The 19321-nt window shown below is 31.1% G+C and carries 19 protein-coding genes; 5 read left to right on the top strand and 14 right to left on the bottom strand.

The features are described from left to right. Positions 1 to 66: 66 nt before the first annotated feature. The 14 genes from WH52_RS08545 to WH52_RS08475 all read right to left on the bottom strand — a co-directional run bounded on the left by WH52_RS08545 (position 67) and on the right by WH52_RS08475 (position 14922). Positions 67 to 804 carry a LytTR family DNA-binding domain-containing protein gene (locus WH52_RS08545; protein ID WP_086030529.1) on the bottom strand — a complete coding sequence of 246 codons (738 nt, stop codon included), beginning with the start codon at positions 802 to 804 and terminating at the stop codon, positions 67 to 69. Between the two features lie 128 nt (positions 805 to 932). After that, complete coding sequence (locus WH52_RS08540) at positions 933 to 1781, bottom strand: CPBP family intramembrane glutamic endopeptidase (RefSeq protein ID WP_158091364.1); 849 nt, start codon at positions 1779 to 1781, stop codon at positions 933 to 935. A gap of 49 nt (positions 1782 to 1830) precedes the next feature. Next, positions 1831 to 2958 (bottom strand): helix-turn-helix domain-containing protein, encoded by a 1128-nt coding sequence (locus WH52_RS08535; protein WP_086030527.1) that lies wholly within the window; start codon positions 2956 to 2958, stop codon positions 1831 to 1833. A gap of 532 nt (positions 2959 to 3490) precedes the next feature. Next, the gene (locus WH52_RS08530; protein WP_143592117.1) at positions 3491 to 4306 is read right to left on the bottom strand and encodes a hypothetical protein; all 816 of its coding nucleotides are present in this window, start codon (positions 4304 to 4306) and stop codon (positions 3491 to 3493) included. Positions 4307 to 4520: 214 nt separating this feature from the next. Beyond that, positions 4521 to 4991, bottom strand: coding sequence for a hypothetical protein (locus WH52_RS08525; RefSeq protein WP_086030525.1), 471 nt, complete (start codon positions 4989 to 4991; stop codon positions 4521 to 4523). A gap of 158 nt (positions 4992 to 5149) precedes the next feature. After that, positions 5150 to 5821 carry a hypothetical protein gene (locus tag WH52_RS08520; protein WP_086030524.1) on the bottom strand — a complete coding sequence of 224 codons (672 nt, stop codon included), beginning with the start codon at positions 5819 to 5821 and terminating at the stop codon, positions 5150 to 5152. A 387-nt stretch (positions 5822 to 6208) separates the two neighbouring features. Beyond that, positions 6209 to 6484, bottom strand: a complete 276-nt coding sequence (locus WH52_RS08510; RefSeq protein WP_086030522.1) for a hypothetical protein — start codon at positions 6482 to 6484, stop codon at positions 6209 to 6211. 133 nt (positions 6485 to 6617) lie between these two features. Then, on the bottom strand, positions 6618 to 7322 hold the full coding sequence (locus tag WH52_RS08505; protein WP_086030521.1) for a hypothetical protein: 705 nt from the start codon (positions 7320 to 7322) through the stop codon (positions 6618 to 6620). A 276-nt stretch (positions 7323 to 7598) separates the two neighbouring features. Next, entirely contained in the window at positions 7599 to 9407 is a 1809-nt protein-coding gene (locus WH52_RS08500) for an acyl-CoA dehydrogenase family protein (protein ID WP_086030520.1), read from the bottom strand. Positions 9408 to 9441: 34 nt separating this feature from the next. Next, positions 9442 to 9798, bottom strand: coding sequence for a four helix bundle protein (locus WH52_RS08495; protein ID WP_086030519.1), 357 nt, complete (start codon positions 9796 to 9798; stop codon positions 9442 to 9444). Between the two features lie 33 nt (positions 9799 to 9831). Next, the gene (locus WH52_RS08490) at positions 9832 to 11022 is read right to left on the bottom strand and encodes an acetyl-CoA C-acyltransferase (RefSeq protein ID WP_086030518.1); all 1191 of its coding nucleotides are present in this window, start codon (positions 11020 to 11022) and stop codon (positions 9832 to 9834) included. Between the two features lie 4 nt (positions 11023 to 11026). Further along, positions 11027 to 13432, bottom strand: coding sequence for a 3-hydroxyacyl-CoA dehydrogenase/enoyl-CoA hydratase family protein (locus WH52_RS08485; RefSeq protein WP_086030517.1), 2406 nt, complete (start codon positions 13430 to 13432; stop codon positions 11027 to 11029). Positions 13433 to 13449: 17 nt separating this feature from the next. Further along, positions 13450 to 13914, bottom strand: coding sequence for a MarR family winged helix-turn-helix transcriptional regulator (locus WH52_RS08480; protein WP_086030516.1), 465 nt, complete (start codon positions 13912 to 13914; stop codon positions 13450 to 13452). Between the two features lie 111 nt (positions 13915 to 14025). Further along, on the bottom strand, positions 14026 to 14922 hold the full coding sequence (locus WH52_RS08475) for a T9SS type A sorting domain-containing protein (RefSeq protein WP_143592115.1): 897 nt from the start codon (positions 14920 to 14922) through the stop codon (positions 14026 to 14028). Between the two features lie 136 nt (positions 14923 to 15058). Here WH52_RS08475 and WH52_RS08470 point away from each other — a divergent pair, with 136 nt between their 5' ends. From WH52_RS08470 to WH52_RS08450, 5 genes are read left to right on the top strand one after another with little or no spacing between them, the layout of a single operon-like run. Next, complete coding sequence (locus WH52_RS08470) at positions 15059 to 15994, top strand: ABC transporter ATP-binding protein (RefSeq protein WP_086030514.1); 936 nt, start codon at positions 15059 to 15061, stop codon at positions 15992 to 15994. Positions 15995 to 16046: 52 nt separating this feature from the next. Then, entirely contained in the window at positions 16047 to 17372 is a 1326-nt protein-coding gene (locus WH52_RS08465) for an ABC transporter permease (RefSeq protein WP_086030513.1), read from the top strand. Positions 17373 to 17408: 36 nt separating this feature from the next. Continuing rightward, entirely contained in the window at positions 17409 to 17765 is a 357-nt protein-coding gene (locus tag WH52_RS08460; protein ID WP_086030512.1) for a four helix bundle protein, read from the top strand. A 39-nt stretch (positions 17766 to 17804) separates the two neighbouring features. Beyond that, entirely contained in the window at positions 17805 to 18968 is a 1164-nt protein-coding gene (locus WH52_RS08455) for a sigma-54-dependent transcriptional regulator (RefSeq protein ID WP_086030511.1), read from the top strand. Between the two features lie 9 nt (positions 18969 to 18977). Continuing rightward, positions 18978 to 19319, top strand: coding sequence for a VOC family protein (locus WH52_RS08450; protein WP_086030510.1), 342 nt, complete (start codon positions 18978 to 18980; stop codon positions 19317 to 19319). Positions 19320 to 19321 lie beyond the last annotated feature (2 nt).

The raw sequence follows: 19321 nt of genomic DNA, 5'->3' as shown, positions 1-19321 counted from the left end.
AAAACTTAGTGTTTTAGGTAAAAATATAGGGTTCAGGTATAAAAATACTCTTTTTAGGTATAAAATTTAAAGAGATAAAATTCGATTTTTATAACTTTTAGACACGGGAAGTTCTGTTTGAGTAAGTAAAATTGTATTAGAATCTTTCCAAGCTTTAAAGTGTGTAGGGTTTATTAAATGTGAACGATGAACTTGAATTAAAAAATCAAATTCGTATTGAATTTTCTTTAAGGAGCTTCTAATTAATTTCGTTTTCAATTGTTCGTTTTCTAAAAAGAAAATTTCTACATAATTCTGAGAGTTAGAAATACAAATTAATTCGTCTTTTTTAATTTTTAAAAAGTCTAATTTATTTTCTCCTTTAAAGATAATATACTCTTCTTTTTTTGGAATTAATTTAATGGCATATTTTCTTAATAAGAAAATAATAGGGCTAATAATTAAAGTAATATTTAGTATAATTTCAGTAAAGAAGCGAGGGAAATCATAAAAACCATAAACCATGGGACTTCTATAATACGTGTATGTTAGAATAGAATAAAAGAAATAGAATACAAAGTATGTGCTTAACTCTAAAAGAATATTCCATTTATTAAGCTTTCTGAAAATTATATTTTGATATATAGCTACAAAACTATAGGATAAAAAAGCAGCTATGCTAAAACCCACACTTACATTTATCCAAATACCTAAATCCATGTTTCCATGTTCAAATGGTCTTGCAAAAAAAGAAAAAACAAAACTCCAAACACTTAAAAGTATTCCAATAATTAGATGATGTTCTCTTGATGGATTTAATTTCATAGAATACAAATATAGTTGGCTAAAATTATATTTTAAATTAGAATGTAAAGAATTTGATTTTATAATTAATAAAAAAAGTAACTCTTTATTAAAGAGTTACTTTTTTGTTTTCCATTTCAATTTTTCCATTAAGACTTATCTAAAGCTTTATGTTTAATTCTTTTATTTTTTATCCATAACAAATAACTAAATATTAATATTAAATCTATACATATTGCATTACTAAGCATAGCGAAAGCAAATTCATTTTTTAATTCTGTAACAGAAATCGCAATTGCATTAAAATGATTGTTAGCTCCGTGAAACAAAATAGCTATAAAAATTGAATATCTATTAAAACCTATATAAGCTACTATTAAAGAAAAGGCAACACAAGCCAAAGGATAAGTTACAAATGCTTCCAAATAAGGATGACTAGGGAAATTGTATCCTTTTAAAGCTACAGGTAAATGCCAAAACCCCCATATAAATCCTAAAATAATTGCTCCTTTAATTTGTCCAAAATTTTCAAATAACTTTTGTTGTAAGTAACCTCTCCAGCCAATTTCTTCTCCCATTACTAAAAGACTTGTAGCTAAATAACCTAATGCAATTATCAAAATTATTTCTGTAGTGCTGCCCAGTATTGACCAATCTGGGGTATTACGATATCCTAATGTTATTTGAATATAAAATCCAATAACTACATAAATTAATGGAATAAGAATGGCCAAAATACTACCTTTTAAAGTAGGCTTAAAAAATCGAAGTGATTTCCAATTACCACCTTCTTTTTTATTGATAATGATAGCAATTATTGCAGGTAAAAAACCGTAGATTAATGAAAATACTGTTCTAAAAATAAGATTAGAAAAATTGAAAGCATTTAAGAATAAGAAACCCAAGCTCCAAGATATTCCTAATACCCAGAGTGTATATTTTTTTGCTTTTTTTAAGTTTTCTTTTCGATGTTGTGTAGTGTTAATTGTTGTATTCATAAATTTTTTACTCATTTAAATTTTGAGCAAAACAACTGAGAAACAATAATTAAATCGACTCACTGGATGCAATGAGACTTTTTTCTATACTTTTTTTGAATTGTAAAGGTGTAATTCCTTCTTGTTGCTTAAAAACTCTATTGAAAGTAGCTTTAGAGTTAAAACCAGAATCGAAAGCAATAGCTAATAATGTTAATTTTTCAGAATTACCATTGCTAATAACTTCTTTAAAGTGTCGAATTCTATATGTATTTACAAATTCATAAAAAGTAGTATTAAGGTTTGTATTGATATAATTTGATAACTTTTTATCGGTAGTGTTTAGTAATTCGGCAACTTCTCTTAAAGAAAGGTTTTGCTGTTGGTATATTTGTTTTAGTTGAAATAGTTCTTCTAGTTTTTGATGAAACTCTTCCGATCTGTTTAATTCTAATACTGGTTTATTTTTGATCTCTTTTTTTTCTTGAATAGCTTCTGTATTTAGGAGAAAAACATGAGTTTGATTTAAACCATAATAACCTACGTACCATATTAAGATTGTTAAGAACAACAAGTTGATGGATAATACAAATTGAATAGAAGGATAGAGTAGTAGTAAAATTCCGGATAAAATATCAATAAAAACAAAAGCAATAATTCCGTACACCCAAATATAAAACCATTTTAAATCGATGTTTTGAATGTTTGAGTATTGATTGGTTAACTGTTTTCTATACATCTTCAGTATAAGAAAACATTTATAGAGGTAGTAAATAAAATGAATGTAGCCTATAAAAGGTATGATAAAACTTACTAATTGAATAGAACTTATTTCATTTGAATTTGTAAAAAGAAAATATTTAGGAAGCGAGTATAAAACAAAGCCAATAAAAAAAGGGATTAAACTTTTTAAAATGTTTTTTGTATGTACTTTTTCATTATAAATAGATTTTATATAATAGAATAACAATACTCCTAAAGCATAAGGGATTATAGTTCCTAAAGGAACTAATAAAAATGCCAATAACTCATGTTTAGAATAGGTCGCTCCATAAGTTAGATAAAGCGTTAATAAACAAAAAATAACAGCGATTAATATTCTATTTGAAAAGTACTGAATTCTCTTAGAGAGTAGTAGAATAAGTAATAAGCAAAGACTTACTCCAGAATATAATAAAAAAGTTAAAATCTCTTTCAATATTCAAGACGGTTTTTAATTATACTATTATTTATGAAAAAGTATTATAAATAATAATTAAAATAAAATATGACAGAACTATGCCATTGGTGATAAACCCAATAGTTCTCATTTTTGAACTAGATTCCTTTAAGGCTATATATACTTTAATCCCTCCAACTAATGCTAAAACAAACATTATAAAAACTAATAGGGCTACAATTAATAAATTATTAGAGTTAAAAAATATCTCTGTTTTAAGGTTTATGTTCAGTAAACAAAATATGCTTAATGAAATAATTCCAAGATAAAAGCTGTTTTTTGAGTTTTTCATTTCATTGGTTAGTATTTTTTTAACGGAATTGTGTATGAAACGTAACGTGCAAAAAGACACTAATTTTTCGGATTAACACAGAGCCGAATTTTTATATTTTGTTTTTAATTTTTCTCTTTTTAAAAGCCAAATTAAAAATTTGGCGGACTTTTTAAATATACATTAAACTTTGAACTAAATACCAAACCCAGTATTAATTATAGCCATTGTTAACAAAAGTTATTTTTTTAATTCAAAGTAGTATATCTCATCAATTTCTTCGCTCTTATTTTTTTTAGTTTTTTTTGAGGTAAAATAACCTGTGTTTTCTGTAGTTAGCACGTAATTTATTTTTTCTCTCGAATCTATTAAGTTTTTAATTTTTTGAGGAGTTGACCAATAATTACTTTCATTTAATAAGGAGAAGTATAAATCTATTTTATTTTTGTTTTTTTGAGAGTACACAATTTTTGTGTCATTTATTAAAATAGGATGATAGTTATACTTTCCAGTATTTAATTCGTCCAAATTTCTTTTAAAAATCCAATTTTCTTCAAAACTTGGTCTAGTGTATAGTTTTAATTTTATTTTCTCCGATTCTTTTGAAGCAATTATCATATTTAAACCATTAGTAAAGAAAGTAGAATGACCATATGAGAATTTTTCTAATTCTAAATTTACCAATGTTGGATTTAATAAATTGAAATTATCTATTTCACATTTATATAGTTCTAAATTTCCTGATTTTTTATTGTTTGAGGTAAAATAAAATTCGTTAGAAATTGGTAAATAAATTCCATTAGAGATATTGTGAAAATCTTCTCTGTTTTTTAAGTTAAACTTTATTAGTTTTTTAAAATAAGACTTGTCTTTAATCTCAGCATAGAATAGAGAATAAAAGTTATTTTCCTTGTTCAAAGCTGAAATGATTATTCCATTTTTATATTTTGAATTAGTGTAAGCATCTAAATCAATATTAGTTTTTTTTAAACTATAATTACTTTTACAGGAAATAATAACTAAAACTAATATTATAATATAAGTTATTCTCTTCATTTTCAATTTTGCTAACAGTCCTGTCTATGAATGGCAGCGTGCAAAAAGATGCTGATTTTTAAAATTAATCCAGAACCGAATTTTTATATTTTGTTTTTAATTTTCTCTTTTTAAAAGCCAAATTAAAAATTTGACGGACTTTCTAAATATACACAAACCTTTCGGTTAAGCACATATTAGCTATGTTTTATACACTGTGTTTGCATTTCTTTTTTTATATCCAATCCATTGATAAATTTTCTCTTTTTTCAAATTCACTTGGAGTTATTTGTTGTTTCCCCAAATCTTTTAATATTTCTTGAGCCATTCTTGAAACTTTTATCCAATCAGAATCATTTTTTTTCATTTTGTTTTCCAATGTATTATTTATCATTGGTCTTATGGTTTCTCTGAGTAAATTTATTTTATCACGTGCAAGTTGTGAAAAACCATAAAAGTCAGATATTGCGTTAATTGTCTGTTGATGAAAAATAAACCCTAATTCTTCATCTAATAACTCTGCATAACCATAAATATCGTCAACATCTTCATTTTCATAATTCATAGCGATAATCTGAAGTGTAAAATTTGTTAAGTTATATATGTATCTTTTTATACGGGGAATTTTTTCAGAATCATTTCCCTTGTAATAGAATGTAACTAATGAATTATCGTTTAAATCTTTTATTTCAAATTCTTTCCTCATTTTTCTAATGAATGCCAACGGCTCGGTGTATGGTTTGTTGCGTGAATTTAGCGATAAACTCGGCAAGTACAAAACGACGAGGAAATTCCGCAGGAATTTCCGTTGTAAGCATTTGCTAGTAATGAACTATACACATTGTTGGCGTGTCGTTTTTCTTTTTAAGTCAATCTCGCTTCTCGGGTTAATTTGGACTTGTCAATTACCAAGTCGTTGCTGAACCAGTCAGTGAGAACTTTTTCTATTTCATTGTCATTATATGTCTTTGGATTGCGTCTGGATTTTATGTAATTCTCTCTTGTCATTTTCTTTGCAAGTTGCCCGACTGTTTTTAAGTCAAGTTCATTTCCGGTCTTAGTGGCAAGCCATAGTCCACCAATTGAAAGTCCAAGCCCAGCAAGTGCAAATTGCCAAACAAATGCAAGTCCAACCAACGAAGTTAAAAGGAGCAGAACAAGAAAACCTGTCACATAATGAGCCGGTCTTAAGAGTGATAACTTAAATCCTAAATCTTGTTCTATTTGCTTTATCTTTGATTTTCTTATTTGCCTTGGTAGGAGGTCTGCGAGTAAAGAGTCTGCAGTTATTTTTTCTTTGTCAACTTGCAATGCAGAAATTAATGAGCTCCGCAATTTGTAAAAGGCTTGTTGTGTTGTACAGTCGTCTGTATGGTCAAGTTGTATTTTGTTCTTGATGTGGTCGCAGATCTCACCAAAAGTCTGAACGTGAGCAAGCTCGTTGTCGGCAAATTTGATGTCAAACGAGTCCTCCACTTTTACGAGTATGTCCTCAATGTCCTCAGGGTCGGTATTTTTTAGTTCAAATTCTTTCATTTTATAATGCGCGCCAACGGTCTCGTATAACCGTCAGTTACGGGTTTTAAATTACTGTTTTTCGATTTAGCACTGACGCTCGCAATTCCGAGTGGATTCGGACGTAGTCGAATCCGCCGTAATTGCGGTTATACATTGTTAGGTGCAGTTTTTATTATTTCAATGGTGTTGCAATTCGAACACCACCAATATTCTTTTTTATTATCCATTAGTTTTGATTCCGTTTTCTTTTCGCATTTTGAACAATTCCTTTCGTCAGATTCATTCTCGAAAGCTCGATAATTGCAATTCCCACATACCCAAATAGTCAGAAGAGATTCATCTTCATCCACTTTCCAGTAAAAGCTATCCACTTTACATTTTGGACAGATTTGAGTTGCCATAATACTATTTTTTAAAATTATTCCACCATTCTAATACTTCCACAGTCATTTTGTCGGAGTCAATATGTTCGACCGAAAACCCATAATTATTAGTCAACTCAAATTGTATGGCTTTTGACATTTTAAATTTATCAGAACCTTTATATAATTGACTAAGAAATAGATGATTAATTGAATCAAATTCGTCATCTGGCGAGTCAGGTATTAATTCCCACGAGTTAATTATTTCTCTTAACTCACTAAATGCTCTTTTATATTCTTTCTTTAATCGAGAGTTCATTTCAAATTGCACCTAACGGTTTTGTGTATGGCTTGTTGCGGGAAATCAGCTATGATTTTCCGCCGCAACCTAAATATAGTAAATTGCAATGAATTCCGATTAGGAATTCAGCCGCAATGAGCTATACACGTTGTTAGCCACTGGCTTTTTCCGTTACTTTATTCACTTTCACATAAAACCAAGGCGAAGATTCAAATCCGTTTTTCTCGTCATTCATATATTCCACTATTTCAGTCCATTTATCATTTTCGCTAATCAGTCCGTATTCGTTTATTTCAATTCCGAATTTTTCGATTAATTCACTTGCTAAATCGTGGCAATGAAAACTATGAAATTCACTACTATCTTCAATTCCGATTAAGTCGTATCCCAAAGTTTGCTCGTCCTTGTTTTCTGTAATTCCTTTTTTTAGATTTATTGAAAGTCCGATTTCGCCAAAACTTGTCTTTTCAGGATTGAATAAATTTAATAATTCGTCTCTTTCTGATTGAGGAAAGTTAATACTCAATATTTCACTTTCTTCTTTTGGGAAAAATGAACTTTTATATTCGGTTAGGGTTTCTAAATCGGCAAATGTGCAAATCCATCCGATTTTGTTTTCCTCCATTTTTTTGTCCGTCCAATTCTGAATTTCTTTAATCAGATTTTCATCAAGATTAAAGTCTGATTTGGTTTCTGCATTAACATTTTTTCCATCTTCCGCCCACGAAATTGACCAAGCGTCAAAAAAAGAATCGTTTATACAAGTACTGCAAGTATGCAACTTTTTCCCTTTGTAAGTTCCAAAATTGGTATCACGAAGTTTAATTAAATAATATGCTCCAATGTAGTATCTCAATGTTTTTTCAGCTTGTGGCTAACTTGTTTATATATGCATAAAACACATCGTTATACAACCTTTTTCAAGAGTATAAACGCATAATTATGCTTTGATTTTATTTGAAATTCTTTCATAGCATATGAAGAATATTTTTCAAATGTAATTGAAATTTAAAAATTAGACAAACGAAAAAAGGTCGTCAAAAACTAATTCGACGACCTTTTAAACAAACAACTAAATTCTAAAACCTATAAAAGTTGAAGAAATTTTTATGCTCTTAATGAGCAATTATTTTTAGAAGCAGTACTTGTTCTCTGCTTTTAACTTTTCTGCAATAGTGTTACGTAAGGCAACTACGTTAGGGTAGTTTGCGTACTTTGTAAAACGCTTAAGACCCATTAACATCATACGTTGCTCATCACCTTCTGCGAAAGAAACAATTCCTTCTCTTCCGTTTTTAGTAATGATTTCTACGGCGTTGTATAAGTATAACTTCGCCATAGCGATTTGCTCTTTCTGAGAATCTTCTCCAAAACGCTTAACGTTCTTTTCAGTTCTTAAGATCCCAGATTCTGCCATATATATTTCAATTAAAATATTTGAAGCAGCTGTTAATAATTGTTGGTGTTGCTCTAATTCTGTTCCGAATTTTTGAATAGCGGCACCAGCTACCATTAAGAATACTTTCTTTAATTTTCCGATAATTTCTTTTTCTTCAGCAAATAACTCTGAATAATCTGGAGTATCGAAAGAAGGAATTCCCATTAATTCTTCACCAACAGCCATTGCAGGATTTAATAAATCTACATGACCTTTCATGGCTTTCTTAACTAACATTCCTACAGATAATAATCTGTTAATTTCGTTAGTACCTTCGTAAATACGAGCAATACGAGCATCTCTCCATCCAGCTTCCATTGGAGTCTCTTCAGAGAATCCCATACCACCATAAATTTGAATTCCTTCATCAGCACAGTTTTGTACGTCTTCAGAAACTGCTACTTTTAAGATTGAACATTCAATAGCATATTCTTCAACTCCTTTTAATTCTGCTTCTTGATGTGTATTTCCTTCAGATTCACGAATAGCAATTCTATCTTCAATATTTTTAGCAGCTCTATAAGATGCAGACTCACCTACATAAGCGTTTGTAGCCATTTCTGCTAATTTCATTTTAATAGCTCCGAATTCAGAGATTGAAGTTTTAAACTGCTTACGCTCGTTAGCATAGTTTACAGCATCACTAATAATTCTTCTTTGAGAATCTAAACAAGCAGCTGCTAATTTAATACGTCCAACGTTTAATGCATTCATAGCGATTTTGAATCCACCACCACGAACAGATAACATGTTTTCTACAGGCACTAATGTATCGTTAAAGAATACTTGACGCGTAGAAGATGCACGAATACCTAATTTGTGTTCTTCTTCTCCTAAAGTAACTCCGTTAGGATTGTTTTTATCGTAGTCTAAAATGAAACCAGTAATGTTTTTATCATCACCAATACGAGCAAATACAATGAATACTTCTGCAAAACCTGCATTAGAAATCCACATTTTTTGTCCGTTAATTTTATAGTGCTTTCCGTCTTCTGTTAACTCAGCAGTAGTTTTACCAGAGTTAGCGTCAGATCCTGCTCCTGGTTCTGTTAAACAGTAAGCTCCAAACTTTTCACCCATTGCTAAAGCAGGAACGTATTTTTGCTTTTGCTCTTCAGTTCCGTATAAAGTAATTGGCATGGTACCAATACCTGTATGTGCACCAAAAGCAGTACTAAAAGAACCTGTACCACTAGAAATATAGTCACAAGTTAACATTGTAGAAACAAATCCCATTCCTAATCCGCCATAAGCTTCTGGTACAGCTACACCTAAGAAACCTAATTCACCCGCTTTACGCATAGCTTCTTCAGTTAATGCATAATCTTTCTTTTCGAAACGTGGTCTGTTAGGAATAATTTCACGGTCGTTAAATTCTTTAACCGCTTCTTTCATCATGTTTTGCTCTTCTGAAAAATCTTCAGGAGTAAATACGTCTTCACATTTTGTTTCTTTTACTAAGAATTGTCCTCCTCGTAAAATATCTTTATTTAATTCTGACATAATATTTTAGATTTTGAGATTCAAGAGCCAAGAGTCAAGACTTGTTAAGACCATATTGGAAGCTTGAAATCATTTTTTGTATTGATTTAATTTTTTGTTCTAATTCGTTAAAACTTTTTTCAGACAGATAATTCTCATTAAAAGCAATAATTAATTGGGTTTCCCATTCAAAGGCTGAACCTAAACTATCTTCTAAATATTTACTAAAATGCTTATCTGTACTTTTACTTGATCCTTCGGCTATATTAGAAGGAATTGAAACTGCACATCTATTCATTTGTGAAACCAAACCAAATTTTTCAAACTCTGGAAAGGTTTTTGTCAATTTATAAGAATCAGAAACTAGCTTCATGCTTTCAGTCCAAATTTTTAATTTTTTGAAGTTATGCATGGTCTTGTTTCTTGATTCTAATAATCTTGTTTCTTAATTTAAGAATTCGAAAATACCTGCAGCACCTTGACCAGTACCTACACACATAGTTACCATACCGTATTTTCCTTGCATATTACGCTTACGCATTTCGTCAAATAATTGAACCGATAATTTAGCACCAGTACAACCTAACGGGTGACCTAAAGCAATAGCTCCACCATTAACGTTGATGATGTCTGCGTCTAATCCTAATTCACGAATTACAGCTAATGACTGAGAAGCAAAAGCTTCATTCAATTCTATTAAGCTAATATCTTCTTGTTTTAACCCTGCTTGTTTTAATGCTTTTGGAATTGCTGCAACTGGACCAATTCCCATAATTCTTGGTGGTACACCAGCAGCGGCATAACTTACCATACGAGCAATTGGTTTTAAGTTTAACTCCTTAACCATGTCTTCACTCATAACCATAACAAAAGCTGCTCCATCACTCGTTTGAGATGAGTTACCAGCAGTAACACTTCCTCCTTGAGCAAATACAGGACGTAAACGTTGTAGCCCTTCAATGTTAGACCCTTTACGAGGTCCTTCATCTTTAGTTACTGTGTATTTTCTTGTTGCACGTTTTCCTTTAGCATCAATGTAAGTTTCTTCAACTTCAATTGGTGCTATTTGATCTTGAAAACGATTTTCTTCTTGTGCTTTTAAAGCTTTTAAGTGAGATTCTAATGCGAATTTATCTTGGTCTTCACGAGAAATATTAAACTTCTGAGCAACCTCTTCAGCAGTATTTCCCATTCCCCAGTAATAATCTGCATGTCCATCAGCAACGATGTCGTAGTTTAATTCTGGTTTAAAACCTGTCATTGGTACAGAACTCATACTTTCAGCTCCACCAGCAATGATACAATCTGCCATTCCAGATTGAATTTTTGCTACTGCCATACCAATTGTTTCTAATCCAGAAGAACAAAAACGGTTTACAGTTACACCAGGAACATCTTCAATTTTTAATCCCATTAAAGAGATTAAACGAGCCATGTTTAATCCTTGAGAACCTTCTGGCATTGCATTACCAACGATAACATCGTCAATACGCTTTTTATCAAACTCTGGTAACTGCTTCATCATATAATCGATCGTTTCAGCAGCTAACTCATCAGCTCTTTTAAATCTGAACGCACCTTTTTTAGATTTACCTACGGCGGTTCTATATCCTTTTACTATATATGCTGTTTTCATTGTTTTAGTTTCTTAAAGGTTTACCAGTTTTTAACATGTGCTGAATACGCTCTAACGTTTTGCGTTCTGTAGTTAAACTTAAGAATGCTTCACGCTCTAGGTCTAATAAATACTGCTCAGTAACTTTTGTTGGTTCTGATAAATCTCCTCCAGCCATTACATAGGCTAGTTTGTTTGCTATTTTTTGATCGTGTTCTGAGATGAATTTAGATGCGTTCATAGAATCTGTTCCTACTAAGAACATACCTAATGCTTGCTTACCTAATACTAATACATCTTTACGTGCAGGTGGTTGAGAGTAACCAGCTTCAGCTAATAATAAAGCATGTTTCTTAGCTTCTGCAATTTGACGATCTTTATTTACAACAACTACATCTTTTCCTTTTTGTAAGATATTGCTATCGAAAGCTTCGTAAGCCGAAGTTGCTACTTTAGCCATACCAATAGTTAAGAAGTGCTCTTGTAAAATGTTTAATTGAATATCTCCTTTTTGGAATAAATCTTGAGCTCTTACAGCCATTTCTTTAGATCCACCACCACCAGGTATAACTCCAACTCCAAATTCTACTAATCCGATATACGTTTCGGCAGCAGCAACAACTTTATCTGCGTGCATAGATAATTCACATCCACCACCTAAAGTCATTCCGTGAGGAGCAGCAACTGTTGGAATTGCAGAGTAACGCATACGCATCATGGTATCTTGGAAATACTTGATAGCCATATTTAATTCGTCATACTCTTGCTCAACAGCCATCATAAAAATCATTCCGATATTAGCACCAACAGAGAAGTTTGCTCCTTGGTTACCAATTACTAATCCTTGGAAATCTTTTTCAGCTAAATCAACTGCTTTGTTTAATCCTGCTAAAACATCTCCACCAATAGTGTTCATTTTAGATTGGAATTCACAGTTTAAGATTCCGTCTCCTAAATCTTCAATAACAACTCCTGAATTTTTAAATATTTCAGTTGTCTTACGGATATTATCTAAGATAATGAATGAATCTTGACCTGGTTTTTTAGTTTGAGCTTTAGCCTCTACATCGTAATAATACGTTGCTCCATCTTTTACTGAATAGAAAGAAGTAGACCCTTTTGCTAACATTTCTGTTACCCAAGCAGCTGGTTCTTTTCCTTCAGCTTTCATTAATTCGATACCTTTTTCTACTCCTACTGCATCCCAAATTTCGAAAGGACCATTTTCCCATCCGAAACCAGCTTTCATGGCATCGTCAATTCTATATAATTCGTCAGAAATTTCTGGAATTCTGTTTTGAACATAAGCAAACATTGCTGCAAAGTTCTTACGATAGAATTCTCCTGCTTTATCTTTACCTCCAACTAATACTTTAAAACGATCGATTGGTTTATCGATAGTCTTTGTTAATTCTAGCGTAGCAAACTTTGCTCTTTTCTTAGGACGGTACTCTAAAGTATCCAAATCTAAAGATAAGATTTCACGTTTACCTTCTGCGTTAGTAGTCTTTTTATAAAAACCTTGTTTTGTTTTGTTACCTAACCATTTGTTCTCCATCATTTTTTCGATGAAGTCTGGTAACTTAAATAATTCGTGCGCTTCGTCGTTAGGGCAGTTTTCATAAATACCATTAGCAACGTGTACTAAAGTATCTAAACCTACAACATCTACCGTACGGAAAGTAGCTGATTTTGGTCGACCAATTACTGGACCTGTTAATTTATCAACTTCTTCAATAGTTAACCCTAATTCTTTTACTTGGTGGAATAAACTTTGAATTCCGAAGATACCAATACGGTTACCAATAAACGCTGGAGTATCTTTTGCTAATACTGAAGTTTTTCCTAAGAATTTAGAACCGTAATCCATTAAGAAGTCAGTTACTTCTTGCTTACAATCTGGTCCTGGTACAACTTCAAATAATTTTAAGTAACGAGGAGGATTAAAGAAGTGAGTTACCGCAAAATGCTTACGGAAATCTTCACTACGACCTTCGTTCATAAATTTAATTGGAATACCTGACGTGTTAGAAGAAACAATAGTACCTGGTTTACGGTATTTTTCTACTTGTTCAAATACTTTTTGTTTAATATCTAAACGTTCAACTACAACTTCCATAACCCAGTCTACATCTTTAATTAAATGTAAATCGTCTTCTAGGTTACCTGTAGTAATTCTATCTGCAAATTTCTTGCTATAGATAGGAGATGGTTTCGATTTTAAAGAAGCCGTTAAAGCATCGTTTACCAAACGGTTACGAACAGCTTTGTCTTCTAAGGTTAATCCTTTTGCTTTCTCTTTGTCGTTAAGTTCTCTTGGAACGATGTCCAATAATAAAACTTCCACGCCAATGTTTGCAAAATGACATGCAATACCAGATCCCATAATACCCGAACCGATAATTGCTACTTTTTTAATTCTTCTCGTCATTTGTTTATTGGTTTGTTTTATACTGCTTGCTTGTTAATATCTTCGTCTCCATAAACTATTTTATCGGAGATAATTTTGTTGATGGTTTGTGTTACTTTAAAGAAACTTTCCAATTCTTTTTCAGAAACAAATTCTCTTACCTTATTGTTGAATTGATATACGTGTCCTTTAGAAACTTCACGCATTTCTTTACCAAAGTCAGTAAGTTTAATGATTACGCTTCTACCATCATTAGGGTTTTTCTCTCTGCATATAACTCCTTTGTCTTCCATAGTTTTTAATAAACGTGAAAGGCTAGTGGGCTCCATTCCCATTAAAGGCCCAAGAGCGGTTGAAGGGGTACCGTTCTCAAAATCTATATTTAAAAGAGCAAAGGCTGTAGCCATAGTGCTATCGTGTTTTGCAGCTTGCTCATTATACATTTTTGCAACTGCTTGCCAAGTAGCTCTTAATTGATGATCTATTGATTTGTTTTTATCCATGCTCGCCAAAGATATAAAAATTTATTATGCACGCATAGTAAATCAAGAAAAAATTATGCGTGCATAATAAATTTTTATAAGAAGCTTATAAAAAAGGGGAGTTTTAATTGCTTAATCCTTAAAAAACTTAATTGTTTTTTGCGTATTGTTTGAAGTGCTAATTTTTAAGAAGTAAATACCTTTAGCTAAAGCAGATGTGTTTAAGGTGTTAAATGTTTTCTTTTTAATAGGAATTTGTTTTCCGAGAACATTATAAACGATATAGGTAGCTTTATGAGGTAAATTATGGATGGTAATAACATCGTTTACAGGGTTAGGTGATATTATAGTTTTAAGTAAAGCTTCTTTATTTGTACTTAATACAGCTGCGCAATTATTTTGATTTGTAGAATTTCCATGACAGAATAATGTTGTATCACCTTCACCAACAACTCTATTAAAACTAATAATTCCAGAATAACTACCAATTCCTTCAGTATAATAAACAGTGTCAGTTTCTAAATGATGTCTTTTCTTTCCATTTGAATCGGTATCAATTTTTACAATTTTAACCTGTGAACTGGTATTATTAGCGTTAGCATAATATTCATCAGATAAAACATCATTAATATTTAAATTAAAGTCATATAAAATATATTCTTTGTAAATATTTTGGCTATTGTTATTAGTCCATATATAAACTTTCTTTTCAGCAATATCTTCTCTAATATATTCTTGAAGTTCTACAAAATCATTTTGATTAACTACATATGGAGTTTTATATTCAGGACAAGGATCATTACTTGTTTTGGTATATTCTGCATAAAGTAGTTTTTTATATGACTTTCCAGAAATAATAGTGTCGTTACCTATTTTGTATCTATAATAAGCTCTGCTACAGTGACCGCCTAAAACTGTTTCTACATCCCAAAAAGAGCCATTTTTAATAATAGGAGTATATTCTTGAGCTGTTAAGAATGAAGATTTTAATATTAAAAATATAAAGCTTAGATAGTAGTAGTTTTTCATAACAAATTGGTTTTTACCAAAGTTATAAAATAATATTGTTTGTAACAAAAAGAAGAGTCTTTATACTAATCATTAAAATATTGTAAGTTTGTGTACATAACACGTAACAAACGTAAACTCAATTAACCAAAAATCAATGAGTAACTTATTAGAAATTAATAATGTAGTAAAACGCTATGGAGATTATACTGCATTAAATGATGTGTCTTTGCACATACCTAAAGGAAGTGTATTCGGACTTTTAGGTCCTAATGGAGCAGGAAAAACGTCACTTATCCGTATCATCAATCAAATTACAATGCCCGATGCTGGTGAAATAATTTTAGATGGAGAAAAATTAGCACCACATCATATAGAACATATTGGTTATTTACCAGAAGAAAGAGGGTTGTATAAATCTATGAAAGTAGGTGAGCAAGCGCTGTATTTAGCTCAGTTAAAAGGATTGAGTAAAGCTGAAGCAAGAAAACGACTAAAATACTGGTTTGATAAGTTTGATATTGGTGCTTGGTGGAATAAAAAAATAGAAGAACTTTCTAAAGGAATGGCGCAAAAAGTACAATTTATAGTTACAGTTTTGCACCAACCTAAATTATTGATTTTTGATGAACCATTTTCTGGGTTCGATCCTATTAATGCACAATTAATAGCAAAAGAAATTTTACAATTGCGCGATGAAGGAGCTACTATTATTTTCTCAACACATAGAATGGAAAGTGTTGAAGAAATGTGTGATTATATTGCTTTAATAAACAAATCCAATAAAATATTAGACGGTAAATTAGACGATGTTAAACGTCAGTATAGGACCAATACTTTTCAAGTAGGAATCAACACTTCAAACCCTAAAGAGGTAGAAGCTAAGTTAAAAGAAAACTTTAAGGTTTACCCTGCGGATTTTAGAATGTTAAATGATGGATTAACCTTAAATGTAAAGCTTACTCAAGGTAATTCAGCAAACGATTTATTAAGTTATTTAACATCTCAAGGAGAAGTACAGCACTTTGTAGAATTAATTCCTAGCGCAAATGATATTTTTATTCAAGCTGTAGGAAAGAACAGTATCGTTTAATCAAACTAATCAAAAAATAGAGTAGCTATTTAGCTGCAAAACGTATTATAAAATGAAAAAATTAAGACTTATTATAGAACGTGAATTTATTGCCAAAGTGCGTAATAAATCGTTTCTTATTATGACTTTTTTAAGTCCGTTAATAGGTGTGGGTATGATTGCTTTAGTCGTTTTTTTAATGAAAAAGAATGACGATAAAGTAAAAGAAATAGTGTATGTAGATGAATCAGGATTATTTTCAAAAGAAGACTTTAAAGACACTAAAACAATCAAATATCAAGACTTTACCGATTTAGGTTTTGAAGAAACTAAAAAGAAAGTAGAAGATGGTAATCATTACGGAGTGTTGTATTTACCAAAGCAAGACAGTTTAGAGGTTTTAGCAAAATCTATTCAGTTTTACTCAAAAGACACACCAGGATTAAATACTATTGAAAATGTAGAGCGTAATGTAAATAGAAGATTACGAAATCTTAAAATGACTAACCTTGGAATTAATCTTGAAAAGATAAAAGCTTCAAGAATAAGTTCGGATATTAAAATGTTTAATTTCTCTGGAGAGCAATCTTCAAAATTAATTAACGGATTAAAAATTGGTGTAGGTACAGTTGCAGGATATTTATTAATGATGTTCGTTATTATATACGGAACATCAGTAATGAGAAGTGTTATTGAAGAAAAGACGAGTAGAATTATCGAGGTAATTGTTTCGTCGGTAAAACCTTTCCAATTAATGCTAGGTAAAATAATAGGTAATGCTTCAGCTGGATTATTGCAATTTATTATCTGGGGTATTTTATTATTAATATTAAATGTAGTTGCTAGTTCTTTCTTTGGTTTAGATATGAGCGAAATGCAAACTGCAAATATGTCTCCTGAGCAAGCTGAAGCATTAAAACAAGCTGCATCAGGAAATAAAATGCAAATGATATTTCAAGAAATAATGAAGATGCCATTGGTAACATTATTCTTCTTATTTATCTTTTACTTCTTCGGAGGTTATATGTTATACAGTTCATTATTCGCAGCAATTGGTGCAGCGGTAGATAATGAAACCGATACACAACAATTCATGATGCCAATTATGATGCCATTAATGTTAGCAGTTTATGTAGGAGCTTTTACGGTAATTAACGATCCACACGGACCAGTTTCTGTAATTTTTTCGCACATACCATTAACTTCTCCAATTGTAATGTTAATGAGAGTTCCTTTTGGTGTTGCTTGGTGGGAAATAGCAATTTCTATGGCATTGTTATTGATTACCTTTTTAGGAGTAGTTTGGTTAGCCTCTAAAATTTACCGAGTAGGTATTTTAATGTATGGTAAAAAACCAACCTATAAAGATTTATGGAAATGGATTCGCTATAGCGGGTAAGAAGATTAAAGACTGTTAGATAAAAGAATAAAGATTTTGGGAAAACATAATTTTAAAAAACTTAAGATTTGGCAAAGCGGAATGGAACTTTGTCAAATTGTTTTTAAAATAACAAGTCAGTTTCCAAAAGAAGAAATTTATTCTTTAACTTCTCAGATTAATAGATCAGTAGTTTCTGTTCCTTCCAATATAGCAGAAGGTTCAAGTAGAGCTTCTAATAAAGATTTTAAAAGATTTTTAGAAATAACTTTGGGCTCTCTATTTGAACTACAAACACAAATAGTTTTATCTAGTTATAAAGATTATATTACAAAAGAAGAATTAAAAGATTTAGAAGATAAAATAGAAGAGTTGCAAAAAATGATTTCTGGTTTTAAGAATTCATTAGACTAATCTTTTCTCTTTTTTCTTTTTTCTAAAAATCTAAAATAAATGAGTAAAATACTAATCATAGAAGACGAAGCAGCAATTCGTAGAGTACTTAAAAAAATTATTTCAGAAGAAAATGATGCTTATGAAGTAGAAGAAGCAGAAGATGGTTTATCTGGAATAGAAAAGATAAAAGAGAAAGATTACGATTTAGTTTTATGCGATATAAAAATGCCAAAAATGGATGGTGTAGAGGTATTAGAAAAAGCAAAAAAACTAAAACCAGAAATTCCTATGGTAATGATTTCTGGTCATGGAGATTTAGATACCGCAGTAAATACTATGCGCCTTGGAGCTTTCGATTATATTTCGAAACCACCAGATTTAAACCGTTTATTAAATACAGTTCGTAACGCACTTGATAAAAAAGAATTGGTTGTAGAAAACAAGCGATTAAAAAAGAAGGTAAGTAAGAATTACGAAATGATTGGTGAGAGTGATGCTATTACTCATATAAAAGATATTATAGAAAAAGTTGCTGCTACCGATGCACGTGTTTTAATTACTGGACCAAACGGAACAGGAAAAGAATTAGTAGCTCACTGGTTACACGAAAAGTCAGACCGTTCTAAAGCACCAATGATTGAGGTAAACTGTGCAGCAATTCCTGCTGAGTTGATAGAGAGTGAATTATTTGGTCATGTAAAAGGTAGTTTTACGGGAGCTAATAAAGACAGAGCTGGAAAGTTTGAAGCTGCCAATGGCGGAACAATTTTCTTAGATGAAATAGGTGATATGAGTCTTTCTGCACAAGCAAAAGTATTACGTGCGTTACAAGAGAATAAAATTCAGCGAGTAGGTTCAGATAAAGATATTAAAGTAAATGTTCGTGTAGTAGCTGCAACGAATAAAGATTTAAAGAAAGAAATCGCTGAAGGTCGTTTCCGTGAAGATTTATACCATCGTTTGGCAGTAATCTTAATAAAAGTTCCTGCGTTAAACGATAGAAGAGAAGACATTCCTTTACTAGTAGAATTTTTCGCAAATAAAATTGCCAACGAACAAGGAACACCAAAAAAATCTTTTTCTAATGGAGCTATCAAGTTACTGCAAGAATATGATTGGACAGGAAACATTCGTGAATTACGAAATGTGGTAGAACGTTTAATTATTTTGGGAGAAAAAGAAGTTTCAGAAAATGATGTGAAACTTTTTGCAAGTAAGTAACCATTAAGTATGGAAAATAAAACGATAGATTACATAGAGTTTAAGGCAAAGAATCTTGAAGACATTAAAAGTTTTTACTCTACAGTGTTTTCTTGGGAGTTTACAGATTATGGACCAAGCTATACTGCATTTTCTAATAGTGGATTATTAGGTGGTTTCGAATTAACAACTAACGAAATTGTAAACGGAGCTTTAATTGTTTTATATAACGATGATTTAGAAACTATTCAATCTGAAATAGAAAAAGCTGGCGGAAAAATTTCAAAAGCTATTTTTGAATTTCCTGGAGGACGAAGATTCCATTTTTTAGATCCTTCGGGTAATGAATTAGCGGTTTGGTCAGATAAATAATT

The organism is Tenacibaculum holothuriorum, assembly GCF_002120225.1.
Taxonomy (GTDB): Bacteria; Bacteroidota; Bacteroidia; order Flavobacteriales; family Flavobacteriaceae; genus Polaribacter; species Polaribacter holothuriorum.
This window is presented reverse-complemented; position numbering and strand designations above follow the sequence as displayed.